Here is a 25,766-nt window from a genome sequence, read left to right as displayed (position 1 = left end):
GGGGGTCCGGCGGGGCGGCGTCTCCTCGGGCGGGGACGGTTTCACGCCGATATCGCTGGGAAGGTATGCGATATACGACTATCGCGCCAGGGGTCCTGCCGCAATCTCCCGCGACGGACACCCCGCGGCCGCCGGACTCGCGCCGCACCCGCGGCGCTGCACTGGCGGACCCCCGGGCCGGAGCGGTAGGAACGGAGATGTCCGGCCCTCGGTACCGGGCCCGGACCGGGGGCGTACCGGCGCAGGTCCCGCGAGCACGCGGCAGAGGCAGGGTGGTGTCGGCCATGGCGGTCGGGCGGAGCGGCAGTGCCAGGACCACGGGCGCCTCCGCGGTGCCCGCCTTCGCCGGGCGGAAGCGCGAGCTCGCCGTCCTGCTGAGCGCCGCCCGCTCGCGGCCCTCGGTGATCCTGGTCGAGGGCCCGGCCGGGATCGGCAAGTCCCGGCTGGTCGCCGAGGCGTCCGCCGAGCTGGCCGCCGACGGCGTCCGGGTGCTGACCGGCCACTGCCACCCGCTGCGCGAGCCGCTGGCCTACGGACCGGTGATCGAGGCCCTGCGCGACGCCGCCGACTGGCTGCCGCGCCCGGGCGGCGCCCCGGGGCCGGCCGGCCCGACCGGCGCGCCCGGCGTGCTCGGGGCCTCCGCCGGCTGGCTGGCGGACCTGCTGCCCGAGCTCGCCGACCGGCTGCCGCTGCCGCCCCACCCGGCCACCGGACCGGTCCCGGCCCGCCACCAGGTCGCCCAGGCGGTACGGACGGTACTGGAGGCGGTCTCCCCAGCCGTCCTGGTGATCGACGACGTGCACTGGGCCGACGAGGCCACCCGGGAGCTCCTCCTGCTGCTGGGCCGCGACCTGCCCGGTGACGCCGCCCTGCTGCTGGCCTACCGCGCCGAGGACGTGCCCGGCCGGGGCCCGCTGCTGGGCGCGGCCTTCCGCCGCCCGCCGAACACCAGCGGCGCCGAGCTGGCCCTCGGACCGCTGACCGAGCAGGACGTCGCGGACATGGCCCGCTCGGTGCTGGGCCCGGCCGCGGCGACGCCCGCGCTGGCCCGGGCCCTGTACAGCCGCAGCGAGGGCCTGGCGCTGGTGGCCGAGGAGGACCTGCTGACCCTGCGCGACCACCCGGGAGGCGTGCCGAGCGGCGTGCCCCGCAGCCTGCGGGAGCTGTTCGCCGAACGGGCCGACCGCCTGCCGCCGACCGCCGCCGCGCTGGTCGACGCCGCCGCCGTCCTGGAGGTGCCGGCCGGGGAGGGGCTGCTCGCCGACACCGTCGGCCTCGAACCGGAGCCCGCGGCCGAGGCCCTCACCTCGGCCCTGACGGCCGGTGTCCTGCGCGAACTCGGACCGGACCGCTACGGCTTCACCCACGCCCTGGCCCGGCGCGCGCACTACGACAACATCCCCGGGCCCGAACGCACCCGGCTGCACCGCCGGGCGCTGGCCGCCCTCTGGAAGCTGCCGGACCCGCCCCTGGTGCAGATCGCCCACCACACCCGTCGGCTCGGCGACACCGAGGCCTGGCTGGAGCACGCGCTGGCCGCCGCCGACCAGGCGGTGGAGGTGGGCGACCAGGGGACGGCCGCCGCCCTGCTGCACGAGATCCTGGAGGAGCCGCGGCTGCCGTCCGAACTGCACGCGCGCGCCGCGCTGTCGCTGGCCCGGATCGCCTGGGACACCACCGAGTACACCCGGACCATCGCCACCCTGCGCCGGATCGTCGCCGGCCCCGGCCTGCCGGCGGCCGCGCGCGGCGAGATCAGGCTCGACCTCGGGCTGATGCTGCTCAACCAGGCCGCCGACCCCTCCGGCGAGGGCGAGATCGAGCGGGCCGTCGACGAGTTGGTGAACGACCGCCCCGAGCTCGCCGCGCGCGCCATGTCGGTGCTCGCGATGTGGGAGACCAGCCGGTTCTCGGCCGCCGAGCAGCGGGCCTGGATCGAACGGGCGCAGGCCACCGTCGCCGACAGCGAGGACCGGGCGGCCCGCGCCTCGGTGACCGCCAACCGGATCACGCTGATGGCCTCGATGGGCATCCCGGGCACGGACGAGGAACTGGCCGCGCTGCCGCGCGAGGACCGCGATCCCGAGGTCGTGCGGCACACCGCGCGGGCCCTGGCCAACGCCGCCGAGGTGGGGATCTGTCTGGGCCAGGACGAGCGGGCGGCCCGGCACACCGAGGAGTCGCTCGCGCTGGCCGAGCACCACCACGCGCACGCCCTGATCGTGCACTGCCGCTCGTACCGGCTGCTGCTGTCCTGGACCGCCGGCGAGTGGTCCGACTGGGAGGAGCGGTACGCCGCCTTCCGCGCCGACTACCTCGACGAACCGCTCGCGGTGGACGATCTGCTGGCGACCGTCCAGGGCGTCGTCGCGGCGGCCCGGGGCCGCTCCGCGCGGGCGGCGGAGCGCTTCGGGCGGGTCCTGGCCCGCGACCCGGAGCACAAGAACGTCAACGCCCTGGGCGCGGCCGCCGGCCTGGCCCGGGTCCAGCTGGCCCGGGGCGACGCCGAGGAGGCGTGGCGGACCGTCACCGACTACCTGCCGCTGCTGCCGCGCAAGGAGCAGTGGGTGTACGCGTGGGACCTCGTGCCGGCGGCGGTGGAGATCGCCCTGGACCGGGGCGACGCGGCGGGCGCCGAGGACCTCGTGGCGCGGCACCTGGCCGGGATCGAGGGCACCGACGCGCCGGGCGCCCGGGCGGAGGCGCTGGCCTGCCGGGGCCTGGTCCTGCGTGCGCAGGACCCGGTGGCCGCGGCGGCGGAGAGCGACCGGGCCCGGCTGCTGTGGTCCGCCATCGGCCGGCCGTACCACGCGGCGCTGGCCGGCGAGCAGGCCGCGCGGGCGCTCGCCGGTCCGCACGACGACCGGGCGGCCGCGCTGCTCACCGGGAGCGTGGAGGTCCACGAGCGGCTGGGCGCGACCCGCGACGCGGCCCGCTGCCTGCGGCTGCTGCGCGACCTGGGCCAGGACCGGACCCGGCCGCGCGGCCGGGCCGGCTACGGCGACCGGCTCTCCCCGCGCGAGCAGCAGGTGGGCCGGCTGCTCGCGGACGGCGCCAGCAACAAGGACATCGCGGAGGCGCTCTTCCTCTCGCCCAGGACCGTCGAGCAGCACGTCGCCAGGGTCCTGCGCAAGCTCGACTGCACCCGCGACGAGGTGCGGGGCCGCACGATCTGAGGCCGGCCCCGGCTCCCCGGCCTCGGCCCCCGGCGCGGCCGACGGTAGGTAGTGCCCCGGATTGCATACCTACAGCAGGCCCGGATCTGCTGAAGGAACCCGCGGTGCCCGCGGCGGGCCGCGGCGGCCTGCCCGCGTGCGGGCACCGCGGGTGCGGCCTTCCGGCGGCGGCTCCGCGGGAAGGCCCGGCAGCAGCAGCCGTCCGGCAGGAGAACCCGTCCCGTCAACAACACGAAACGGCAACGCCCTCTGGCGCTCATTTCGTATATCGCATACGTTACGCGTCAGGTCGGTGATGACGGCGGTGTTTCCACCCCACCCCGCCGCACCCGAGCCTTCCTGCCCCCGCACATCCGGGGCGGCCCTCCGGCCGCAGCCCGCCGCACAAGGAGACCCACCCATGGCACCACTCCGCCGCAGACTCGCCGCCCTCTCCCTGGCGTCCGCCTTCGCGCTCGCGGCCTCGGCCTGCTCCTCCTCCGCCGGCGGGTCCTCGGAGTCCGCCGGGCCGACCACCGTCAAGTTCTGGTCGATGCCCTACTGGATCGGCCAGGACGCCAAGGTCAAGGAACTCGTCGACGAGTTCAACGCCTCCCAGAGCAAGGTGAAGGTCGAGCTCACCCTGCTGGAGTGGAAGGACGGCCGCGACAAGATCAAGCAGGCCATCGCGGCCGGCAAGGGCCCCGACGTCTGGCTGATGAACAACGGCCTGGAGCTCGACTACCTCAAGTCCGGCGCCCTCGCCCCGCTCGACAAGCTCGGCTACACCGCCGCCGACACGGAGAAGTTCCTGCCGCTCGCCAAGGTCGACGACTACGAGGGCAAGAGCTACGGCGCGCCGCTCTACTTCGACGTCGACGTGATGATGTACCGCACCGACATCCTCCAGCAGTACGGGTTCTCCGCCCCGCCCAGGACCTGGGACGAGCTCAGGTCCACCGCCGCCGCCATCACCACCAAGTCCGCCGAGGCCGGCAAGAAGGTGAGCGGCTGGCAGTTCAAGGGCATGGACGACCACCTCAACGCCGTCAACTCGACCTGGGAGAGCTTCCTCTGCCAGGCCGGCGGCTCGCTCACCTCGCCCGACTTCAAGGCCTCCACCCAGAACACCGAGGCCGGGCGCACCGCGATGGACTACATGAAGTCCTTCTACACCGACAGGATCTCCCCCACCGGCACCAGCGCCCTCAACGGCTTCATCAGCGGCGACGTCGCGATGTTCCCGTTCTTCCAGTCCGTCATCGCCAACGTCCAGGCCGGCGGTGACAAGGTCGCGGGCAAGTGGGCGGTCGCGCCGATGCCCACCGGACCGAAGAGCGGCTGCTCGATGGTCGGCGGCCACAGCCTGGTCGCCAGCTCGGCGAGCAAGAACCTGAACGGCGCCGGAACGTTCATGCGTTGGCTGGCCTCGCCCGAGCGCAGCGCCCAGTACATGGACTTCCACGCGATCTTCCCCTACGACCTCGCCAAGGTCGACCCGGCCGTGAAGGCCACCGTGGACGGCAAGGTCAAGGCCGACGCCAACTGGAACGCCATCTTCGAGCAGCTCTCCCGCAACACCCCCGACCTGCTGCTCCAGGACCGGCACGCCTTCCAGGCCCGCTGGGACGCCCAGAAGGCCAACATCGTCGCCGGCGTCAACGGCCAGTCCCCCGTCGACAAGGCCCTGAAGACCATCGACGACGCGGTCGGCCAGGCGCTCGGCAAGGAGTGACGGAAAGCCGATGACGACCATGACCGAACTCTCCACCGAGCCCCCGCCCGGCGGCCCCGCCGCGGCGGGCGGCCCGGAGCGGGCCGGCCGGACCCCGCGGCAGCGGCGCCGGCGCCCCGGCGGCGCCCTGGCCGGCTGGCTGTCGGTGGCGCCCGCCCTGCTGGTGATCCTGGGCTTCACCTTCTACCCGATGGTCCAGTCGATGCTGCTGAGCACCGACCACTGGAACCTGCTGGGCCCGCGCACCTTCGTCGGCGCCGAGAACTACAGCAACATCCTCGGCGCCGGCACCTTCCGCGAGAGCCTGCTCAACACGCTGGTGTTCACCGTGATCACCATCGCCGGCACCTACGCGCTGGCGCTGGCCACCGCGATGGCCGCCAACCGCGAACTCGCCTCCGCACGGTTCGTGCGCACCGTCACCGTCCTGCCCGCCGTCATCCCGATGGTCGTCGCCGGCCTGGTCTGGAAGTGGCTCTACGAGCCGGACCACGGCCTGATCAACACCCTGATCGGTCTGTTCGGCGCGGACGGCGCCCGCTGGCTCTTCGACAACGACCTGGCGCTGCCGGCCGTCGCCGTGGTGAGCGTCTGGAAGGAGTTCGGGATCTACGCGCTGATCCTCCTCGGCGGACTCCAGCGCATCCCGGACGAGATCTACGAGGCCGCCACCATCGACCGGGCCGGGCCCTGGCGGCAGTTCCGCTCGATCACCCTGCCCATGCTCAAGCCCGCCACCGCCGCCGTGTTCCTCCTGCTCCTGTTCAACTCCTTCAAGGTGTTCGACCAGGTGTGGGTGATGACCGAGGGCGGCCCGGGCACCGCGACCCTGACCGTGGTCACCTTCATCTACACCCGCCTGCTCACCGACGTCGGCGTCGCCTCGGCGGCCTCGGTGGTGCTCTTCGTGATCCTGCTCGCGATCACCCTCGTGCGGCTCAAGCTGACCTCCCGGGAGGAGTCGTGACCAAGTCCCCGACCGGCAAGTCCCTGACCGGCAGGTCCTCGATCCGCCTCGCACCGGCGCTCTGGCTCACCGCCGTCACCGTCTTCGCCGGACTCCCCGTGCTCTGGATGGCACTGACCTCCTTCCAGCCCATGGAGGACCTGGTCGGCAACGGGCGGCACCTGATCCCCGAGCACCTCACCGCCGACGCCTACCACGAGGTCGTCTCCGCCTTCCCGTTCGGGCGGTGGTTCCTCAACTCGGTGGTGGTCGCCCTCGCCGTCGTCGCCGGCAACCTGGTGTTCGACACCCTGGCCGCCTACGGCCTGGCCCGGATCCGCTTCCGCGGCCGGCAGGCCGTGCTCACCCTGATCCTCGCCACGCTGATGATCCCCACCCAGGTCATCCTCGTGCCGCTGTACCTGGTGATGCGCGACCTCGGCTGGATCGACACCTACTGGGCGCTGATCGTGCCGTTCCTCGCCAGCCCCACCGGCATCTTCCTGCTGCGCCAGCACTTCGTCACCCTGCCGGTCCAGCTCGACGAGGCCGCCGCGATCGACGGCGCCGGGCGGCTGCGCACCCTGGTCAGCATCCTGCTGCCCAACTCCTGGGCGGCGCTGGGGACCGTCGCGGTGCTGAAGTTCATGTGGACCTGGGGCGAGTTCGCCTGGCCCTCCCTGGTCACCAACAACGAGCTGCTGCGCACCCTGCCGGTCGGACTCGCCCAGTTCCAGAACCAGTTCGCCCCGCGCTGGGACCTCCTGATGGCCGGCTCCGTGCTGGCGGCGATCCCGGTGGTCCTCGCCTTCGTCCTGCTCCAGAAGACCTTCGTCAGCGGCCTGACCGGCGGCGCGGTGAAGGAGTAGTCGCCCCGGTCCGGGTCGGCGGACCGGCGGACGGACCGCGCCCGGTCGAGTGCCCGTGGGAGGCATTCGGCCGGGCGCGCGACATCTTCCGCAGCCCCCGATCACCCGGACCCGTCTTCGAACCCGCCAACCGGAAGGACCGGTGACCCACGATGCTCCGCAACGCACTCGAACCCTGGCACCTCGTCATCGTCGTGGCAGCCCTCGTCCTGCTGTTCGGCTACAAGAAGCTGCCCGACGTCGCCCGCGGCCTCGGCCGGTCGATGCGCATCCTCAAGGCCGAGACCCGGGCTCTGCGCGAGGACGACCCCGAACCGGAGGCCGCCCCCGCACCGCCTCCGGCCGTGGAGCCGGCCGTCGTGACCGGGACCGACAAGCAGGAACCCGCAAGGAGCTCCGCCGACGGCGGGGCGACCCCCTAGCTCCACCGGTCCGTTGAGGGCCGACCGGTGGACGACCCGGGCCGGGTCGAGTGCCTCCCAGGCACTCGACCCGGCCCGTGGCGTTCCGGCCCGTGGCGTTCCGGCCGGTGACGTCCCGGCGCGCAGAACCTCAGGCCCGGAGTGCGCGATCGCAGTACGGGCACACCCGGGTGCTCCACTCCGGCGGGTACCACGGCGCGTCGGCCCCGGACGCCCGGTACGGGTCCCTGCGCATCCGGCCGGTTCCCGTGCCGCACAAGGTCACCTCACCCGGATCCCCCGGCGACTCCGGGGCGGGCCGGGCCGCGTGCACGGCGCGCACGCCCTCGACGTAGTCGGTGGTCGCGCCGACCGGCGACGTGCGGACGAGTTCGGTTTCGAGCAGGACGAGGATGCTCACCGGTTCACTCTGGCCGCTGCGCCCGGTGTCCGCACCCCCACCTCCGGTACGGGGCCCGCCCGGAGGTGGGGGTGCGGACACGTGCGAGGCGTTCTTCGACATCACCGGCTCTGCCGCCGGGCCCTTCACCCGACCCCGCCCCGGCGGCGCCCGCACGAAAGAACCCGGGCCGCGGAGCGGCTGACGGTGCCGTTCCGCGGCCCGGGAGCCGAGGGGTGTGGAAGGGGGTGGTTCCCCGCCGACCGGTGGGGCGGCGGCGGGGAACCGGTGCGGTGGCGGGCCGGTCAGGGCAGCGACAGCCCGCCACCGCGTTCTCGGGCCGGCGAGGACCTCGCGGTGGCGCCGGCGGAGGGGCGGGTCAGAAGCGGGCGACGATGTAGCGGTCCACCGCGTCCTCGTCGAGTTCGAAGCCGAGTCCGGGGCCGGTGGGGACCACCAGGGCACCGTCGGCGAACTTCGGCGGGTTGAGCAGGATGTTCTCCCGGATCGGGTTGGGGAGCCGGTTGTACTCGTAGGTGCGGAGGTTCGGCGTGGCGGCGCAGAGCTGGAGCGCCGCGCAGAGGCTGACGCCGGAGCCGACGCCGTGCGGGGCGATGTCGACGTGGAAGGCGGAGGCGAGTGCGGACAGCCGCATGGCCTCGGTGATGCCGCCGCAGCGGGCGACATTGGGCATGAAGACGTCGATGGCCCGGTTGAGCAGGGAGTCCCGCAGGTCGAAGCGGGTGAAGTGGGTCTCGCCGTTGACGACGGTCAGGCCGGTGCGACGGCGCAGCTCACCGAGGTTGGCGAGGTCGTCGACCTGCAGCGGCTCCTCGTACCAGGAGATGCCGAGGTCGGCGAGGACGGCGCCGACCCGGGTGGCCTGGTCGAGGTCGTAGGCGCAGTTGACGTCGGTGAGGATCTCGATGTCCGCGCCGACCGCCTCGCGGACGGCGGTGAGGTGGGCGCGGTCGGTGCGCTCGCCCCGGCCGATCTTGACCTTGAGGGCCTTGAAGCCGTCGTCGACGAAGCCGAGGGCCTGGCGGGCGGAGTCCTCCGGGTCGGCGTGCAGGGCGACGGGGCTGGCGTAGCAGTCGACGGTCTCCCGGATCGGTCCGCCGAGCAGGCGGTGGACGGGGACGCCCGCGAGCTTGCCGCGCAGGTCCCACAGGGCGAGGTCGACGCCCGCCATCGCCTCCAGGTAGAAGCCGCGGTTGTGGCCGCCGGCGGCCTGACCCTTGAAGAGGCGCTCCCAGATCGCGCCGGTGGCCAGGGCGTCCTGGCCGATCAGCAGCGGGGCGAGGACGGTGGCGACGACGGTGGCGGTGACCTGGGGGCTGGGCAGCCCGTAGGCCTCGCCGATGCCTACCGAGCCGTCCTCGGTGTGGATCTTGACCAGGGTGGCGTACTGGCCCCGGCGGGGCAGTACGAGATGGCTGGAGGCCGGGTACCGCAGCCAGTCCGGCACGTCCTCGGGCGAGTCGTACAGGTCGTCGAAGCTGGCGGACAGGGCCAGCGCCTCGACCTTGGTGATGCGAAGTGGCTGGGTGCTCACGGGGGTTGCTCCTGAGGAGTGCGGGGTCCTCGCCCGGGTGGGGGAGGAAGTCGTGGGAGACGCGGTCGCGGGAGACGCGGTAGCGGGCGTCACGGTCGTGGGCGTCGCGGTCGTGGGGGAGGAAGTCGCGGGGCGCCGGCGCGGGGGTCAGATCCCGCCGGTGATCTCGCCGCGGGCGGTCTCCCGGCCGCTGAGGACGGCGACCGCGGTGACGGCGCAGGCGGCGGCGATGTAGAGGACGACGGGGGTGACGGAGCCGTCGGCGGCCGCCACCAGGGCGGTTCCGACGAACGGCGCGGTGCCGCCGAAGATCGCGCCGCCGAACTCGCGGCCGACGCTGACGCCGGTGAAGCGGACCCGGGCGTCGAACTGTTCGGCGACCAGGGCCGCCTGCGGTCCGAAGGCCATGTCCTTGCAGAACGGGATCGCCACCACCAGGGCGAGCAGGATCACGGGGGCGGAGCGGGTCTCCAGCAGCAGGAAGAAGGGGTAGGCGTAGGCGGCCGTGCAGAGCAGCCCGGCGAGGACCACCCGGCGTCGGCCGATCCGGTCGGAGAGCCGGCCCCAGAACGGGATGGCCACGATCTCCAGGGCGGAGGCGAGGGCGATCGCCCAGAGCATGGTGGACCGGGGGATGCCGAGGTTCTTGGTGGCGTGGGAGAGGGCGAAGGCCTGGATCAGATAACCCCAGACGAAGCCGGAGGCGGTGATCCCGAGCACTCTGAGCAGCGCGCCGGGCCGGGTGCGCAGCAGCAGCGTCAGGGGGGAGCGGACGGTGGCACCCCGCTGCTGGAGCGCGGTGAAGGCGGGTGTCTCGTCGATGCCGCGGCGCAGCCACAGGCCGAAGGCGACCAGGCCGATGCTGATCAGGAACGGGATCCGCCAGCCCCAGGTGAGGAAGGCGTCGTCGGGGAGCAGGGAGACCGTGCCGAACACGGCGCTGGCCAGGACGAACCCGGCGCCGGTGCCCATCGCCGGGACAGCCCCGTGCAGACCTCGGCGGTCGGCGGGGGCGTTCTCGACGGTGAGCAGCGTGGCGCCGGCGAACTCCCCGCCCACGGCGATGCCCTGGGCGATCCGCAGGACGATCAGCAGAACCGGGGCCCAGACGCCGGCGACGGCGTGGGTGGGCAGGGTGCCGACCAGGGTGGTGGCGGCGCCCATGGCGAGCAGGGTGATCAGCAGGACCCGTTTGCGGCCGATCCGGTCGCCGAGGTGGCCGAACAGGATGCCGCCGACCGGCCGGGCGGCGAAGCCGACGCCGAAGGTGGCGAAGGAGGCGAGGGTGCCGCCGAGACCGGAGGAGCCGAAGAACAGCGGGCCGAACACGAGGGCCGAGGCGAGGCCGTAGAGGTTGAAGTCGTACCACTCCATGACGGTGCCGACGGTCCCGGCGATCATCGTCCGGCGGGTGCCCGGCGTCTGCTCGCTGCTCACGGTCCTGCCTCTGGCTCGTGCTCCGGTTCGGGTGGATCGGATGGTGCTCATGGGGACTCCGGATCCGGTTCGAGCGGAGTTGATGAGACCAAGGTATGCGATATACGAAAATACCGCCAGGGTTCGCCGCCGGTTCGCCGCCCGGACCCGCCGCCGCCACTCACGGGGGCGGCGGGGACGGCGCGGCCCGTGGGAACGACTCGGCGGACGGGAGCGGAAGCCGGAACGAGGGACGGAACGGCGCGGCCGGCGGAGCGGTGACCCCGGACCGCCGGGCGAGCACGGCGCCCGCCCACGCGTCCGGCTCGGCCAGACGGTGCCGGGCCGTGGTCACGTGCATCAGGCCGCCGCCGAAGGCCACGCTGCTGACGTTCGGGGTGGGCACGGCCACCTCCTCGCACAGCCTCCCGCGCGGGTCGTAGCGGCGCACCCGCCCGGCACCCCACAGGGCCACCCACAGGTGCCCCGCGTCGTCGACGGTCATCCCGTCGGGCTTGCCCTCCCCCGGTTCGAGCCGGACGAAGGGGCGGGCCGGACCGAGCCGCCCGCTCCCCGGGTCGACGGCGTGCGAGGCGATCAGGCCGCGCGCGCTGTCGGCCAGGAAGAGCGTGCTGCCCGCCCCGTCGAAGACCGGCCCGTTGGGGACGGTCAGACCGGTCAGCACCCGGCGCGCCGAGCCGTCCCGGTCCACCCGGTACAGCGAACCGGCGCCGGGTTCGGCGTCGGCCGCCATGCTGGTGGCCCAGAACCGCCCGACCGGGTCGCACGCGGCGTCGTTCATCCGCATCGGCCGGGGCGCGCCCTCCTCCGGCCGGGCGAGCCAGTGCGGCAGTGCGCCGGGCCGCAGCAGGGCGATGCCGGGACCGGCGGCGGCGATCCACTCCCCCGGCCGCCCGTGCACCGGGGCGACGGCGCCGAGCGGTACGTCCGACCGGGCCTCGGGGCGCGGGTCGGCCGGGCCGCCACCGCCGTCGGGGCCAGGACCGGGGCCGCCGCCGAGGCTGTACAGGGCGCCCTGCAGCAGGTCGACGAAGTACAGCCGCCCCGCGTGCCAGCGGGCCCCCTCGCCCAGCTGGAACCGGTCGGGGCAGCGGTCCTGCCAGCCCTCGGTCTCCACGGTCACCACCTCCTCCCGTCCGGGCCCCGTCATCGCAGCGCGGTACCGGGCGCGGCGTCCAGCAGGCTCAGCTCCTCGCGGAACGGCAGGCCCTCCCAGTCTCCCGCCGCGGCGACCGCGAACGCGCCGGTGGTCACCGCCCGATGCAGCCGCCCTTCGACCGGCAGGCCGTCGAGCAGCCCGGAGAGGTAGCCCGCGACGAAGGCGTCCCCCGCGCCGACGGTGTCCCGGACCGGCACCCGGACGGCGGGCCGGGCGACCGACCCGTGCTCGGTGAAGACCTCGGCACCGTCGGCGCCGCGCTTGACCACCACTTCGCCCACCCCCTGGGCGAGCAGGGCCTCGACGCACTCGGCCTCGTCCTCGACCCCGGGCGGGGCGACCAGGGCGAGTTCGTCGTCGGAGGCCACCAGGATGTCCAGCAGCGGGACCAGCGGACGCAGCGCGACCGCGGCCTCCTCCCGCGACCAGAGCTTGGCCCGGTGGTTGACGTCCAGGCAGACGGCGCCGCCCGGCGCGCGGGCGGCGGCCTCGACGGCGGCCCGGGGGCCGGGGCCGAGCGCGGCGGTGATGCCGGTGAGGTGGACGATCCGGGCGCCCTCGGCGAGCGCCCCGGCCAGCGCGGCGGGCGTGAGCCGGGAGCCGGCCGAACCGGAGCGGTAGTAGGAGACCCGGGTCAGGTCGGCGACCCTCGGCTCGAAGACCACCAGGCCGGTCGGCGCGGCCGGGTCGACCGCGACCCGGGAGACGTCCACGCTCTCGGCCCGCAGGGTGCGCAGGACCAGGCCGCCGAACTCGTCCTCGCCGACGGCCCCGGCCCAGCGCACCGCGTGCCCGAGTCTGGCGAGCCCGATGGCGACATTGGCCTCGGCGCCGGCCACCGAGAGGGAGAGCGTGCCGCCGAGCCGCAGCGGGCGGTCGGCGCGCAGGGCCGCCATGGCCTCGCCGAAGGTCAGGACGTCGGGCACGGGAACTCCTCGGCGAGCGAGCGGAAGGCGGCGGCGCGGGCGGCCAGGCCGGCGGTGTCGCCGCCGAGCGAGGCGGCGGTGCCGACCAGGGGCCCGCCGACGCCGACGGCGAGGGCGCCGCCGGCCAGGAACTCGCGGGCGGCCGCGGCGTCCACCCCGCCGACGGGCACGAACGGGATGTCGGGGAAAGGGTCGCGCAGGGCCTTCAGGTAACCGGGGCCGCCGAGGCTGCCGGGGAACAGCTTCACCGCGGTCGCCCCCTCGGTCCAGGCGGAGGCCACCTCGGTCGGGGTGACCGCGCCGGCCAGCACCGGCAGGCCGAGGGACTGCGCCTCGCCGACCGCCTCGGTCAGCCCGGGGGTCACCGCGAAGCCGGCTCCGGCCCTGGCCGCCGCACGGGCGTCGGCGGCGGTGACCAGGGTGCCGGCGCCGAGCGCCGCGTAGGGGCCGAGGGCGGCCCGGGCGCGCTCCAGCACGTCCAGCGCACCGGCGGTGGTCAGCGAGACCTCCACCAGGTCGATGCCGGACGCGAACAGGGCGAGGACCGCATCCAGGGCGGCGTCGGGGTCGTTCCCCCTGACGATGGCCAGGATCCTGCGGCCCCGCAGCGCGGCGAGAAGGTCGTCCGGGTGCACGGTTGCCTCCGAGGGTTCAGGTGATGGATTTAGAATATCGTATACTTTCCCTGCGCGATCCGGACCCCCCGCTCCGCACTGCCGCATCCGACGAAGGCATCCGACGAAAGGCGCCCCTCGTGACCCGTACCGCCCTGATCACCGGCGCGGCCGGCGGCATCGGCCGCGCCGTCGCCGCCCGCCTGGTCGCCGACGGCCTGCGCGTGGCCGGCCTCGACCTCACCGACCCCGGGCTCCCCGGCGTCGCGTTCCACCGGGCCGACGTGACCGACACCGACCAGGTGCGCACCGCGATCGGGCACGCCGTCGACGAGCTCGGCGGTCTCGACGTCCTGGTCACCTGCGCCGGGATCACCGAAGGCGCCCCGCTGCACCTGACCACCGACGAGGAGTGGCAGCGGATGCTGTCCGTCAACCTCGGCTCGGTGTTCCGCTGCGTCCGCGAGGTGCTGCCCACGATGATGGCGGCCGGCTCGGGCGCGGTCGTCACCGTCGGCTCCGTCCTGCACCGCACGGCGGCCCCGGGCCTGCCCGCGTACGCCGCCGCCAAGGGCGCGATCGCCGCCCTGAACCGCCAGCTCGCGGTGGACTACGGGCGGTACGGCATCAGCTTCGTCACCCTCTCCCCCGGCTGGGTGCGCACCCCGGCGACCGAGTCCCGGCTCGCGCCCGGCGAGGAGGACCTGGTGCGCCTGCGGGAGAGCAACCCGATGCGCGCGGTCGTCGACGCGGAGGCGGTGGCGGAGGCCGTCGTCTTCGCCGCCTCCCCGGCGGCCGGGCTGCTGACCGGCTCCGAACTGGTGCTGGACGCGGGCGCGTCGGTGGTCAGCCCGGCCAGCCTGCTGCGCGACGCGCACCGGGTGCGGATGGGGCTCCCGCCGCTCGACGCCCGCTGAGCCGGCGGGGCGGCCGGTCCTTCCCGCCGGGCGGCCGGTCGCTCCCGCGCCCCCGCCGGCCGTGCCCGCCGGACAGCCGCTCGTCGCGGCGGGGCGGCCGGTCGTGGCGGCGGCGTGCGAACACCTCGCGCGCCGCCGTCGCCGGGCTTCCGACCCCCGGTCGGACCGGGCTCACCGCACTCGGTCCGGCCCGTCCGTCCCGTGCGACGCATCGACCTCGTCCACCTCGTCCACCTCGTGCGCCGCCTGGGAACCGATGTGGGCCCGCGCGGCCTCGGCCGCCCCGCGCGGATCGCGCCGGTGCAGTGCCGCCATGACGGCGTCGTGCTCGTCGACCACCGAGCGCCAGTTGCGCTCGCCGAGCGGCGCCGCGATCCGGTAGCGGCGGATGGTGAGCAGCAGTTGCTCGGTCAGGTCGGACAGGATCCGGTAGCCGGCCGCCTCCGCCAGGAGCCGGTGGAAGCGGGAGTTCAGCTCGGCCATCTCGGCGGTGGCGCCGGAGGCCAGGGCCTCGCGCATCCGGCCCTGCACCTCCTCCAGCGCGGCGAGCCGCCGCTCGTCGACGCGCTCCGCGGCGAGTTCCGCGATCAGGGCCTCGATCACCTCGCGCGCCAGGAAGACACCGCGCATCTCGGTGGCGTCGACGCCCGCCACGGTGACGCCCGCGTGGACCCGGGAGACCAGCAGCCCGTCCGACTCCAGCCGCTTCACCGCCTCGCGGATCGGGATCTTGCTGACTCCGAAGCGCCGGGCGAGTTCGTCCATGTTGATCCGCTCGCCGGCTCTGAGGTCACCCCGGGCGATGGCGCTGCGCAGGCTCTCGTAGGCGAGGTCGGCCTTGCTCTTCACGGCGGGGATGCGCTCCGCCCAGCTGCTTCGGTCCATCCGTTGATGGTATGCGATATTCCATTACCCTGGAATGCCGGATTCCCTACGCATCCACTCGATTGAGCTGGTGGTTTGACCGATTTCACCCACCCTGTTGCCGTATGAGATTTCGTATACTATTGTCCAGCTATCAGCCGGACCACCCTCCCCACGCAAGCCGAGGAGCTCCGATGCCTCGCATTCTTGCCACGCCCCGCGCCGGCAGCCGCGTACCACCGCCGCCGCCCCGGCCGCACCGCTACGAGCTCGCCCCCGACGACCGGACGCCGGGCCGGGTGCGCGGCTGGATCGCCGGACTGCTCGACGACTGGCGGCTCCCGCACCTGGCCGACGACCTCGCGCTGATCGCGACCGAGCTCACCACCAACGCCGTGCGGCACGGCGGCACCACCGCCCTCGCCACCCTGTCACTCTCCGCCCCGGACCGGGGGCCGCGCACCGTCCGCCTGGAGGTTCGGGACTCCGGACCGGGCTTCGACCCGCGCGAGTGCATCCCGGCGACCGACGCGAGCGGGACCGGCGAGAGCTGCGGCGGCCGCGGCCTGCTGCTGGTCGCCGCGCTCAGCAGCCGGTGGGGCGCGCTCGACACGGGCGCGGGACAGCTGGTCTGGGCCGAACTCACCGTCGACTGAGGCCGCCGGCACGCCGAACCCGACGCCGACCCCGGCACGAGAACAGTCGGGCTCCCTGTCCAAACATTTCGTATATCAGATACTCTGCGCCATCATCCGACTCCACCACCCGGGAGTTCCCCCATGGCGCACCTCCCCCACCGGCTCATCGCCACCGCGCTGGCCACCGCCTCGGCGTTCACGGTCGCGGCCTGCTCCCCCGACCCGGCCACGCCGGTCGCCGCCGGGCGCACCACCCTCACCTTCTGGACGATGCCCTTCTGGATCGGCCGACCGAACAACCTCAAGCACCTGGTCGAGGACTTCAACGCCTCCCAGAACCGGATCGACGTCCAGCTCACCGTGCTCGACTGGCAGACCGGACGGGAGGCGATCAAGAAGGCCGTGATGAACGGCCAGGGCCCCGACATCTGGCTCGCCAACAACGGCCTCGACCTCGACCTGCTGACCGCCGCCAGAATGGCTCCGCTGGACACCCTCGGGTACACCGCCGAGGACCTCGGCCGGTTCCGCCCCCTGGTGAAGGTCAACGAGTACCAGGGCCGCCTCTACGGCGCGCCGCTGTACTTCGACGTCAATGTGCTGCTCTACCGCAAGGACGTCCTCCAGCAGTACGGGTTCAGCACTCCACCGAGGACCTGGGACGAGCTGAAGTCCACCGCCGCCGCGATCACCACCAGGTCCGCCGCGGCGGGGAAGAAGGTGATGGGCTGGCAGTTCAAGGGCATGGACGACCACCTCAACGCCATCAACCCGACCTGGGAGAGCTTCCTCTGCCAGGCCGGCGGCGGCCTCACCACCCCCGACTTCAAGACCTCCACCCAGAACACCGAGGCCGGGCGCACCGCGCTGAACTACCTGAAGTCCTTCTACACCGACCGGACGTCCACCCTCGGCACCAGCGCCCTCAACGGCTTCGTCGAGGGCGACGTCGCGATGTTCTCCTTCTACCAGAGCGTCATCTCCGACATCGCCGCCGGGAACGAGAAGACCAAGGGCAAGTGGGCCGTGGCCCCGATGCCCACCGGGCCGAAGAGCGGCTGTTCCGCCGTCGGCGGGCACAGCCTGGTCGCCCGCGCCGGCCTGCCGGACCCGGGGGCCGCCGGAACGTTCATGCGCTGGCTCGGCTCGCCGTCGACCAGCACCCAGTTCATGGAGTTCCACGGGATCTTCCCGTACGACACCGCCAAGGTGTCGCGCGAGACCCGGGCCTCGGTCGAAGCCTTCTACAACACCGATCCCAGCTGGGCCGCGATCATGACCCAGTTCGACCGCAGCACCCCGGACCTCCTGCTCCAGGACCGGCACGGCTTCGCCACCCGCTGGGAGGCCCAGAAGGCGGACATCGTCGCCGGTGTCGACGGACGGACGCCCGTCGACCAGGCGCTGCGCGGCATCGACGGCAAGGTGGACAAGGAGCTGAGCGGCGGCTGACCCGCGACCGGGGGGACGGCACCGCCGTCAGCCGTCACCGCCATGACCGGCACCGGCACCGGCACCGGTCGGAGCGGCGCGGGGGCCGCCCGGACGCGCGGACGCGCCGCCGGTGGACAGGAGTCCACCGGCGGCGCGTCCGTGGGTGCTACGTGAGGTCGCAGGTCAGGTAGTACGGCTGCTTGACGCAGGTGACCGTCGCCGTGTCACCGCCGGTGCCGCCCTTGTCGTCGGTCACGGTCAGCCGGGTGGTGTAGGTGCCGGAGACGGTGGAGGGGAAGGTGTGGTCGACGCTCTGGCCGCTGCCCGTGGTGCCGTCGCCGAAGTTCCAGCTGTAGGAGACGATCGCGCCGTCCGGGTCGTAGGAGTTCTTCGCCTCCAGCACGCAGCTGCCGTTGATGATGCAGAACCCGCCGATCGAGGCGACCGGCCGGTCGTTGTGGTTCGGCTCCAGGAGCCGGAACGTCGTCCGGTTGCCGCTGGTCCGGCCGGAGCCGTCGGTGACGGTCAGTGCGACGGTGTAGGTGCCGTAACCGGCGTAGGTGTGGGTGGGCTTGACGCCGGTGCCGGTGGTGCCGTCACCGAAGTCCCAGCGGTAGGACAGGCCCGTGCCGGAGGTGAGGGAGGCGTCGAAGGTGCAGGCGCGGGAGGCCCGGTCGCACTGCGGGACGAAGGTGGCGTCGGGTCCGGCGGTGCCGCCGGCCGGGAAGACCGCCGTGCTGCTGAGGTCGAGCAGCGGCTCCTTCACGCCGTCGCCGGAGTTGTCCGTCCAGTTGGAGTTGCCGGCGGCCACGAGCTTGTCGCGGACGGCGAGCACGCCGGCCCGGTTCGCGGGCTTGTTGCCGCCCCGGGCGAGCCAGGCGGCGGCGCCGGCCACGTGCGGGGCGGCCTGGGAGGTGCCGCTGTAGTTGGAGTAGCCGCCGTTCTTGTAGGTCGAGCGGATGCAGTCGCCGGGGGCCGCGAGGTCCACGCCCCGGCCGAAGTTGCTGTAGTCGGACAGGGTGTCGTCGGTGTTCCGGTTGTTCTTGTTGCACCAGGCGAAGTTGCCGAGGCCGCCGGGCCTTCCGTCCCCGTCGCTGAGCGAGGAGACGGTGATGGCGTCGGGCACGTTGGCGGGGCTCTGGTTGGAGACGTCCCGGTGGTCGTTGCCCGCCGAGACCACCACCACGATGCCCTTGGATATCGCGCGGTTCACGGCGTCGTTGACCGCCTGGACGGTGCCGTTGAAACCGATCGAGATATTGGCGACCTCGATCTCGTCGGCGTGCGCGGTCACCCAGTCGATCGCGTTGACGATCTCCTCGCTGCTGCCGCTGCCCTTGGCGTCGAGGGCCTTCACCGACCAGAGGCGGGCGCCGGGGGCGACACCGACGTAGCCGATGCCGTTGTCCAGGCCGCCGACGATCCCGGCGACGTTGCTGCCGTGCCCGTTGTCGTCCATCCCCGCGTTCTCCACGCAGGCGGTGACGCCCACGCAGTTCACCCGGCGCACCACATTGAGGTCGGGATGGGTGTAGTCGACGCCCGAGTCGATGACCGCCACGTCGACGTCCACCCGTTGGTCCAGCCCGTCGCCGACCTTCAGACCGGCGTTGGCCGGCACACCGGCGCGGGCCGCGCCGTTGGGGACCTCCTGGCCGTCGGCGTGGCCGAGCACCGAGGCCTCGACGTACGCGACGGCGGGGTCGGCGCGCAGCGAACGGACGGCGCCGGCGGTCAGCTCGGCCGCGAAGCCGCTGAGCGCCGAGCGGAAGACCGGACCGGGCCGGACGCCGGGGACGGAGCGGGCGACCGTGAGGGGGTCGGTCGCCGTGCCGTCCTTGAGCACCACCAGGTAGCGGGTGGGTTCCTGCGTGGCGGAGCCGACGGTACCGGCGGTGGCCGGGGTGGCTCCGAATCCTGCGACCGCTGCCAGCACCAGGCCGGCGGACAACGCGGTGCGCTTCATGCTTCCTCCTTGTGGGGGACGGGAGTTGACGAGAAGGCTAGGGCCGGAACGGCCTCTCGAACTGTCGTGAACCCGCCACTGCCGCCCTTCCGACAGAGATCCACCGCCGGACGGGGCCGTGATTGAGCCAGGAGAGAACGACCGAAAAGCGCGCACTCGGCGAAAACGATCCAACTCCCGGATCACTTCGGATCGTTCAATCACTTTTCCTTGACGCCCGTCCGGCACCCCGCCCAAGATGACGGGGTGCGGGCTCCGCCCCGCCGGCCGCCGCGCCCCCGAGAGGACCCATGAGCACTTCCCGGATTCCCGGCCCCGCCTACCTCGAAGACCGCTCCCCCGGCACCGGTGCGCTGCCACCCCGTGCCTGGTACCCGGAGTCCGACGCCACCCGCCTCGGCCTGGGCGGCCGTTGGCGGTTCCGGCTGTCGCCCACCGCGGACGCCCACGACGAGGCCTTCGCCCGTCCCGGCCACGACACCTCGGACTGGGCCGAACTCACCGTGCCCGGCCACTGGGTGCTCCAGGGCGACGGCGCGTTCGGCGCCCCCGCCTACACCAACGTCGCCTATCCGTTCCCGGTCGATCCGCCCCGGGTGCCCGACGAGAACCCGACCGGCGACCACGTCCGGACCTTCGACCTGCCCCCGGACTGGCCCGACGGCGGCTCCGCCGTGCTGCGCTTCGAGGGCGTCGAGTCCTGCGCCCGGGTGTGGCTGAACGGGCACGAGCTCGGCACCTTCAAGGGCAGCCGACTGCCGCACGAGTTCCCGGTCGGCGCCCTGCTGCGGCCCACCGGGAACACCCTCGCCGTCCGTGTCCACCAGTGGTCCTCCGGGAGCTACCTGGAGGACCAGGACCAGTGGTGGCTGCCCGGGATCTTCCGCGAGGTCGCCCTGCTGCACCGGCCCGAGGGGGCGGCGGGCGACTTCTCCGTCCACGCCTCCTACGACCACCGCTCGGGGCTCGGCACCCTGCGGGTCGACAGCGAGGTGCCGGGCCGGGTCACCGTGCCGGAGCTCGGGCTCGACCTCGCCACCGGCGAGAGCGCCGTCGTGCCGGTGGAGGCGTGGAACGCCGAACTCCCGCGCCTGTACGCCGCCGAGCTGGCGACGGCGGGCGAGCGCGTCCCGCTGCGGATCGGCTTCCGCACCGTCGCGGTCGAGGACGGCCTGCTCAAGGTCAACGGCCGTCGGATCCTCTTCCGCGGGGTGAACCGGCACGAGTTCCACCCCGCCACCGGTCGCACCCTGGACCTCGCCACCATGCGCGAGGACGTCCTGCTGATGAAGCGTCACAACATCAACGCCGTCCGCACCAGCCACTACCCGCCGCACCCCGCCTTCCTCGACCTGTGCGACGAACTCGGCCTCTGGGTGATCGACGAGTGCGACCTGGAGACCCACGGGTTCCATCTGACGGACTGGCGGGGCAACCCCGCCGACGACGACCGCTGGACCCCGGCCCTGCTGGACCGGGCCGCCCGGACCGTCGAACGCGACAAGAACCACCCCAGCGTGGTGCTCTGGTCGCTCGGCAACGAGTCGGGGACGGGGCGCGGCCTCACCGCCATGGCGTCCTGGATCCGCGAGCGCGACCCGTCCCGGCCGCTGCACTACGAGGGCGACCCGTCCTGCCGCGACACCGACGTGTACTCCCTGATGTACGCCGACCACGCCGAGGTCGACCGGATCGGCCGCCGCGCCGACGGCGGGCCCGAGCACCGCGCCCGACTGCCCTTCCTGCTCTGCGAGTACGCCCACGCGATGGGCAACGGACCCGGCGGACTGGCCGAGTACCAGCGGCTGTTCGAGACCCACGAGCGCTGCCAGGGCGGCTTCGTCTGGGAGTGGATCGACCACGGGCTCGACCACCCCCGGTTCGGCCACGCGTACGGTGGCGACTTCGGGGAGGAGCTGCACGACGGCGCCTTCGTCTGCGACGGCCTGCTGCTGCCCGACCGCACACCCTCCCCCGGGCTCACCGAGTACGCGAAGGTGATCGAGCCGGTCCGGATCGCGCCCGGCGACGGCCCCGACAGCGTCCGGATCTCCAATCTGCACGACTTCGCCGACCTGTCCGGCTTCCTCTTCACCTGCACCCACGAGGCCGACGGCGCGGGCCCGTTCACCCGGACCCTGGACGTCCCGCCGCTGGGACCGGGCGGGTCCGTCGAGGTGGAACTGCCGCCGGTGCCGCGTCGGGCCACCGGCGAGGCCTGGTGGACGGTGCGCGCCTCGCTCGCCGGGCCCGTGCCGTGGGCGCCCTCGGGACACACCGTGGCCTGGGGCCAACTCCCCGCCGGTGCCACCGATTCCGCCGGTTCTGCCGGTTCCGCCGGTGCCGCCGGGCGGCCGGCCCTGCCCCGGGCCCGCGGCCTGGCGCCGCGCGTCCGGGACGGCCTGGTGGTGCTGGGCCCGGCCGCCTTCGAGGCCGGGACCGGGCGGCTGATCCGGCTCGGCGGCGTCCCGGTCAGCGGGCCCCGGCTGGACGTGTGGCGCGCGCCCACGGACAACGACCGGGGCGCGCCGTGGACCCCCGCGGACCAACTCGCCCGGCGGTGGAGCGAACTGGGCCTGCACCGGATGCGCCACCGGACCGACGGCGTCGAGCCGACCGCCGACACCCTGGAGGTCCGCACCCGGGTGGCGCCGGCCGGCAGCGCGCTGGCCCTGCGGGCCGTCCTGCGCTGGAGCGCCGACGCGGAGCTGCTGCGGCTGGACGTCGCGGTCGAGCCGGAGGGCGACTGGGAGCTGCCGCTGCCCCGGCTGGGCGTCCGGATGGGTCTGCCCTCGGCCTTCGGCCGGGCCCGGTGGTTCGGCGGCGGGCCGGGCGAGGCCTACCCGGACTCCCGGTCGGCCGCGCGGATCGGACTCCACCGGCTGAACGTCGACGCGCTGGGGACGCGGTACGTGCGGCCGCAGGAGAACGGCGCCCGGGCGGACGTGCGCTGGGCCGAACTCGACGACGGCGTCACCTCGGTACGGATCGAGGGCGATCCGGTGTTCTCGTTCACCGCCCGCCGCTGGACCTCCGAGCAGCTCGCCGCCGCCCGCCACCGGACGGACCTGACACCGGGTGACACGGTGTGGTTGAACCTCGACCACGCCCAGCACGGGCTGGGCTCCGCCTCCTGCGGGCCCGGCGTCCTGCCCGAGCACCGGTTGACCGCCGAGCCGGCCGCGTTCGCCTTCGTCCTGTCGGCGCGCACGGCCTGACCCCGGGCGCCGGACCGGGCGGGCGCCCGGCGCGGGACCGTGGGACGGTCCGGCGCCGGGCGCCCTGGGTCAGGTACTCGGGGTCAGGTACTCGGGGTCAGGCAACCGGGGTCAGGCAACCGGCGTTGAGTGCCCGGGGCCGGTGTCAGTTCTCCTGGAGGGTGATGTCGTCGCACCAGCCGTAACCGGTGCCGGTGCGGGCGTAGCAGTAGATCTTGGCGGTGGTGGCGGTCGGACCGGTGGTGAAGGTGGTGGAGCGCTGGGTGAACGCGGTGGTGGTGAAGACGGTGCTGGTGGAGTTGGCCGCGTCGTACTGCTTGGCGCCGAGGGAGAGTTCGGTGCCGCTCGCGGAGACCTTGCCCCAGCCGGCGAGGGTGTAGCTGGTGCCGGGCTTGACCTGGACGATCTGCTCGGCGGCGGCCTGGGCGGGGCCGACCTTCACCGCGCGGCTGCCGCCGTGCTTGGTGCCGGAGTCCAGGGTGACGCCGCCGTAGCTGGTCCAGGGGTTGAGGTCGGTGTTCTCGAAGCCGGAGTTGCGGACCGCGTTGACCGGGGCGCAGGCGCTGTCGTCGAACGCGGACGCCTGGTGGAAGCCCCGGTCGGGACGGCACACCTGCGGGAGCGCGTTGCCGAAGTAGTCCTTGCTGCCGAGGGTCGGGATCGTGGTCCCGGTGCCGCGGACCGGCGAGCCCTCGGCCAGCTTGTAGTCCGCCGGGCTGCTGCCGCCCGCGTTGACGAACTGCGGGTCGTAGGTCTTCTTCTCCGGGTCGGCCGGCTCGTTGGCGGGGTGGTTGCCGAAGAAGGTGTTGGCCGCCCAGGTGAACTCGGCCGGGTGGTAGGTGCCCTGGTTGTTCAGGCCGTCGAAGCCGCCGGTGCCGAGGTTGTGGAAGACGTTGTTGGTGAAGCGGGCGTGGGTGGTGCCGTAGCCGTCCTGGACGATGTCCGCGGTGGAGCCGGCCGCGAAGTACACGGTGTTCTGGTACAGGTCGGCGCTGTCCTCGCCGGAGCTGGCCAGCCAGCGGTCCTTGTCGTGGTGGCTGAGGTTGTAGCGCACGACCGTGCCGGTGCTGCTGGAGCCCGAACCGCAGGCCCCGCAGAACAGCATGAAGCCGCCCTCGTTGTCGTGGCTGTGGTTGAACTGGAAGACGGCCCGGTTGTTGCCGTAGTCCGAGTCGAAGGCCATGCCGTCGCCGTTGTCCGGGAGCCGGCGCACGTGGTGGACCTCGTTGTACTGGATCAGGCTGTCGTCCGAGTTGATCGTCCAGATGCCCGCGTTGGAGCCCATCGGCCGCATCGCGAGGTCGTAGGCGGTGTTGTGCTCCACCAGGCCGTGGTCGGCGGCGCGCAGCACGATGCCGTCGCCGCCGGTGTTGCTGATGGTGTTGCCGCGGAAGACCAGGCGGGTGCTGGCGCGCCAGTTGTTCTTCGTCCCGCAGTCGTCGCCGGTGCCGTACTGGGGGCGGCACATCCAGGTGGTGCGGTTGGTCAGGCCCTCGCGGTCGACCTTGTCGATGCGGGAGTCCTGGACCAGGACGTCGTCGAAGTTGGTGGGGGTGGTGGTGCCGGAGACGCGGAACTGGATGCCGTTGGACCACTTGGTCGCGTCGCCGTTGACGTCGTGCACGTAGACGTCGTCGACCACGTAGTGGGTGCCGACGCCGTCGGGCAGGTCGGCGACCTCGACCAGCAGGCCGTTGCGCTCGCGCTTGGTGGCGGAGGTGTCCTTGAAGGTGATCTCCAGGTCGCGGATCTCCCACTGCTCGACGTTGTAGAGGTGGACGGCGGCCTTCTCGGTGGAGGAGGCGCTGCCGGCGACGACCGGGCGGTCCGTGCCGGTCCCGTACGCGGCGAGGGTGATCGGCGCGGCGGCGCTGCCGGACCCCTGCGGCTTCAGGGTGCCGGTGCAGGTCGAACCGCGCTTGAGCAGTAGTTGGTCGCCCGGCCTGAAGACGTGGGCGTTGGCGGTGGCCAGGCTGTTCCACGGGGCGGCCTGGCTGCCGTCGCCGTTCGACGCGGCCGAGCAGTCCAGGTACCGGGTGGTGCCGCCCGCGGCGGCGGCCGGTGTCGGCCCGGACAGTGGGAGGAGGATCAGCGAGGCGGCTGCGGCGAGCACGGCCGCACTTCGCGAGGTGGGGTTCAGGTGCATGGGGGGACTCCCGAGGTGGGGGAGGGAGGAGGGAGGGTGGGCGCCCGCCCGCACCATAGGACGGCCATCTGACCGGGTCAAGGCATCGCGATCCATTTGATCAATATTCGGTCGAAAAACCAGTCAATTGACCATGTGATCACCGCTGGGGCGGGGCTCCCGCCAGCTCCCGCCGGCCCCGACCGACCCCCTCCGAATCCCGGCCGGGGCCCGTCAGTCCGGCCAGGGCCCCGTCAGTTCGACCGGGCGGCGCCGCAGGACTCGCGGACCGTCAGCCGGGGCAGCAGCAGCAGGTGGTGGACGGGGAGCGCGTCGTCCCCGCCGAGCCGGCGCAGGAGCAGCGCGACGGCCTCGGCCCCGACCGCCCGCTTCGGCGGCGCGACCGCCGTCAGCGGCGGGGCGCCGAGCTCCGCCAGCACATCGTCGTAGCTCACCATTGCCAGGTCGCCGGGCACCTGGAGGCCGCGGGCGCGCAGCAGCGGCAGCAGCTGGATCGCGTCCTGGTCGTTGTGGACCAGGACCGCCCGGACGCCGCGCGCGTGCGCCTCCGCCAGGGTGTCCGCCACGTCCTCCGCGTCCGCCACCGGGCGCACGATGTCGATGACGGGCTCCACGGGCAGGCCGAGCAGCGCGCAGCTCTCGGCGTAGCCGGCCCGGATCTCGTGCGCCGTCCAGGTGTCCCGGCGGGCGACCAGCGCCACCGAGCCGTGGCCGAGGGCGGCGAGGTGCCGGACCGCGAGGAGCACGCCGTGGCGGTGGTCGGAGGCGACCGAGTCGAGGTCCTGGGCCGCGCTTCCCGGGGCCGATCGACGTTCCACCAGCACGGCCGGGACGGGGAGGTCCTCGACCCACTCCCGGCCCTCGGGGCCGTCGGCGGGGGTCCAGTTGGGCGCGAGCAGCAGTCCCTGCGCGCCCGAGGTGAGCAGTTGCTCGACCTGGACGCGGTCGGCGCTCGCCTCGTAGGAGGAGATCCCGAGCACCAGGCTGGCGCCGACCAGGGCGGCGGCGGCCCTGGCCCCGGCGATGACCTCGTCGAAGTACTGGCCGACCGCCGGGACGAGCAGTCCGATCGAGGGCCCGTCGCCCCGGACGGGGGCGTCGCCGCCGGTGGCGGCGGTCGCCGAGGACACCGAGCCGTGCGTGCGGCGGAGCAGGCCGGCCTCGGCGAGCGCCGCGACGTCGCGGCGGACGGTGACCGCGGGGATCTCCAGCCGCTCGGCGAGTTCCGTGATCCGGACCGATCCGAGGCTCCGCACCGCGTCGAGGATGCGTGTGCGGCGTTCGTCGGCCGAGATCGACATGTCACTCCCTGCGGTTCGCCCTGCGGTTCGCTCCGGTCGGTGCGAGGTGATCTGCCCAGCGCGGACAGGAATCTACCATTCGATC

At 73.6% G+C, this 25,766-nt stretch carries 19 protein-coding genes; 9 read left to right on the top strand and 10 right to left on the bottom strand.

Going from position 1 to position 25,766, the window contains the following annotated elements; translation table 11 throughout:
• The first annotated feature begins 284 nt into the window (after nt 1-284).
• From ACW14Y_RS38245 to tatA, 5 genes are all read left to right on the top strand, one after another.
• Complete coding sequence (locus ACW14Y_RS38245) at nt 285-3,176, top strand: helix-turn-helix transcriptional regulator (protein ID WP_456985088.1); 2,892 nt, start codon at nt 285-287, stop codon at nt 3,174-3,176.
• 400 nt (nt 3,177-3,576) lie between these two features.
• Nucleotides 3,577-4,890 (top strand): ABC transporter substrate-binding protein, encoded by a 1,314-nt coding sequence (locus tag ACW14Y_RS38240; protein ID WP_456985087.1) that lies wholly within the window; start codon nt 3,577-3,579, stop codon nt 4,888-4,890.
• Nucleotides 4,891-4,900: 10 nt separating this feature from the next.
• On the top strand, nt 4,901-5,857 hold the full coding sequence (locus ACW14Y_RS38235; RefSeq protein ID WP_380443319.1) for a carbohydrate ABC transporter permease: 957 nt from the start codon (nt 4,901-4,903) through the stop codon (nt 5,855-5,857).
• Nucleotides 5,854-6,705: a carbohydrate ABC transporter permease gene (locus tag ACW14Y_RS38230; protein ID WP_380392150.1), complete on the top strand. Its 852-nt coding sequence runs from the start codon at nt 5,854-5,856 to the stop codon at nt 6,703-6,705. The genes ACW14Y_RS38235 and ACW14Y_RS38230 overlap by 4 nt, the downstream gene beginning before the upstream one ends.
• Before the next feature lie 152 nt (nt 6,706-6,857).
• On the top strand, nt 6,858-7,127 hold the full coding sequence (tatA, locus tag ACW14Y_RS38225; protein ID WP_340634384.1) for a Sec-independent protein translocase subunit TatA: 270 nt from the start codon (nt 6,858-6,860) through the stop codon (nt 7,125-7,127).
• A gap of 130 nt (nt 7,128-7,257) precedes the next feature.
• Here the strand turns inward: tatA and ACW14Y_RS38220 are convergent, their stop codons facing one another.
• The 6 genes from ACW14Y_RS38220 to ACW14Y_RS38195 all read right to left on the bottom strand — a co-directional run bounded on the left by ACW14Y_RS38220 (nt 7,258) and on the right by ACW14Y_RS38195 (nt 13,218).
• On the bottom strand, nt 7,258-7,527 hold the full coding sequence (locus tag ACW14Y_RS38220) for a hypothetical protein (protein ID WP_456985086.1): 270 nt from the start codon (nt 7,525-7,527) through the stop codon (nt 7,258-7,260).
• Between the two features lie 358 nt (nt 7,528-7,885).
• On the bottom strand, nt 7,886-9,061 hold the full coding sequence (locus ACW14Y_RS38215; protein WP_380392158.1) for a mandelate racemase/muconate lactonizing enzyme family protein: 1,176 nt from the start codon (nt 9,059-9,061) through the stop codon (nt 7,886-7,888).
• Between the two features lie 147 nt (nt 9,062-9,208).
• Nucleotides 9,209-10,498: an MFS transporter gene (locus ACW14Y_RS38210; RefSeq protein ID WP_380311927.1), complete on the bottom strand. Its 1,290-nt coding sequence runs from the start codon at nt 10,496-10,498 to the stop codon at nt 9,209-9,211.
• Between the two features lie 160 nt (nt 10,499-10,658).
• On the bottom strand, nt 10,659-11,648 hold the full coding sequence (locus ACW14Y_RS38205) for an SMP-30/gluconolactonase/LRE family protein (protein WP_456985085.1): 990 nt from the start codon (nt 11,646-11,648) through the stop codon (nt 10,659-10,661).
• On the bottom strand, nt 11,645-12,553 hold the full coding sequence (locus ACW14Y_RS38200) for a sugar kinase (RefSeq protein WP_456988363.1): 909 nt from the start codon (nt 12,551-12,553) through the stop codon (nt 11,645-11,647). Before ACW14Y_RS38200 ends, ACW14Y_RS38205 begins: the two co-directional genes overlap by 4 nt.
• Before the next feature lie 14 nt (nt 12,554-12,567).
• Nucleotides 12,568-13,218 (bottom strand): bifunctional 4-hydroxy-2-oxoglutarate aldolase/2-dehydro-3-deoxy-phosphogluconate aldolase, encoded by a 651-nt coding sequence (locus tag ACW14Y_RS38195; RefSeq protein WP_380392166.1) that lies wholly within the window; start codon nt 13,216-13,218, stop codon nt 12,568-12,570.
• A gap of 119 nt (nt 13,219-13,337) precedes the next feature.
• Here ACW14Y_RS38195 and ACW14Y_RS38190 point away from each other — a divergent pair, with 119 nt between their 5' ends.
• Nucleotides 13,338-14,114, top strand: a complete 777-nt coding sequence (locus ACW14Y_RS38190; protein ID WP_456985084.1) for an SDR family NAD(P)-dependent oxidoreductase — start codon at nt 13,338-13,340, stop codon at nt 14,112-14,114.
• 171 nt (nt 14,115-14,285) lie between these two features.
• Here the strand turns inward: ACW14Y_RS38190 and ACW14Y_RS38185 are convergent, their stop codons facing one another.
• Nucleotides 14,286-14,999, bottom strand: a complete 714-nt coding sequence (locus ACW14Y_RS38185) for a GntR family transcriptional regulator (RefSeq protein WP_456985083.1) — start codon at nt 14,997-14,999, stop codon at nt 14,286-14,288.
• Between the two features lie 173 nt (nt 15,000-15,172).
• Here ACW14Y_RS38185 and ACW14Y_RS38180 point away from each other — a divergent pair, with 173 nt between their 5' ends.
• Together ACW14Y_RS38180 and ACW14Y_RS38175 are read left to right on the top strand one after the other, a co-directional pair.
• The gene (locus tag ACW14Y_RS38180) at nt 15,173-15,634 is read left to right on the top strand and encodes an ATP-binding protein (protein ID WP_456985082.1); all 462 of its coding nucleotides are present in this window, start codon (nt 15,173-15,175) and stop codon (nt 15,632-15,634) included.
• Nucleotides 15,635-15,757: 123 nt separating this feature from the next.
• Nucleotides 15,758-17,068 carry an ABC transporter substrate-binding protein gene (locus ACW14Y_RS38175; RefSeq protein ID WP_402723316.1) on the top strand — a complete coding sequence of 437 codons (1,311 nt, stop codon included), beginning with the start codon at nt 15,758-15,760 and terminating at the stop codon, nt 17,066-17,068.
• Between the two features lie 148 nt (nt 17,069-17,216).
• Here the strand turns inward: ACW14Y_RS38175 and ACW14Y_RS38170 are convergent, their stop codons facing one another.
• Complete coding sequence (locus tag ACW14Y_RS38170) at nt 17,217-19,016, bottom strand: S8 family serine peptidase (RefSeq protein ID WP_402723317.1); 1,800 nt, start codon at nt 19,014-19,016, stop codon at nt 17,217-17,219.
• A 290-nt stretch (nt 19,017-19,306) separates the two neighbouring features.
• Between ACW14Y_RS38170 and ACW14Y_RS38165 the strand changes: the two genes are divergently transcribed.
• Nucleotides 19,307-22,234 (top strand): glycoside hydrolase family 2 TIM barrel-domain containing protein, encoded by a 2,928-nt coding sequence (locus tag ACW14Y_RS38165; RefSeq protein WP_402723318.1) that lies wholly within the window; start codon nt 19,307-19,309, stop codon nt 22,232-22,234.
• Between the two features lie 145 nt (nt 22,235-22,379).
• On the opposite strand, the gene ACW14Y_RS38160 is transcribed toward ACW14Y_RS38165, so the two are convergent.
• Both ACW14Y_RS38160 and ACW14Y_RS38155 read right to left on the bottom strand, forming a co-directional pair.
• Nucleotides 22,380-24,380 carry a carbohydrate binding domain-containing protein gene (locus tag ACW14Y_RS38160; RefSeq protein WP_456985081.1) on the bottom strand — a complete coding sequence of 667 codons (2,001 nt, stop codon included), beginning with the start codon at nt 24,378-24,380 and terminating at the stop codon, nt 22,380-22,382.
• Between the two features lie 233 nt (nt 24,381-24,613).
• Nucleotides 24,614-25,681, bottom strand: a complete 1,068-nt coding sequence (locus ACW14Y_RS38155; RefSeq protein WP_380301048.1) for a substrate-binding domain-containing protein — start codon at nt 25,679-25,681, stop codon at nt 24,614-24,616.
• Nucleotides 25,682-25,766 lie beyond the last annotated feature (85 nt).

This window comes from Kitasatospora sp. cg17-2 (assembly GCF_054031055.1).
This window is presented reverse-complemented; position numbering and strand designations above follow the sequence as displayed.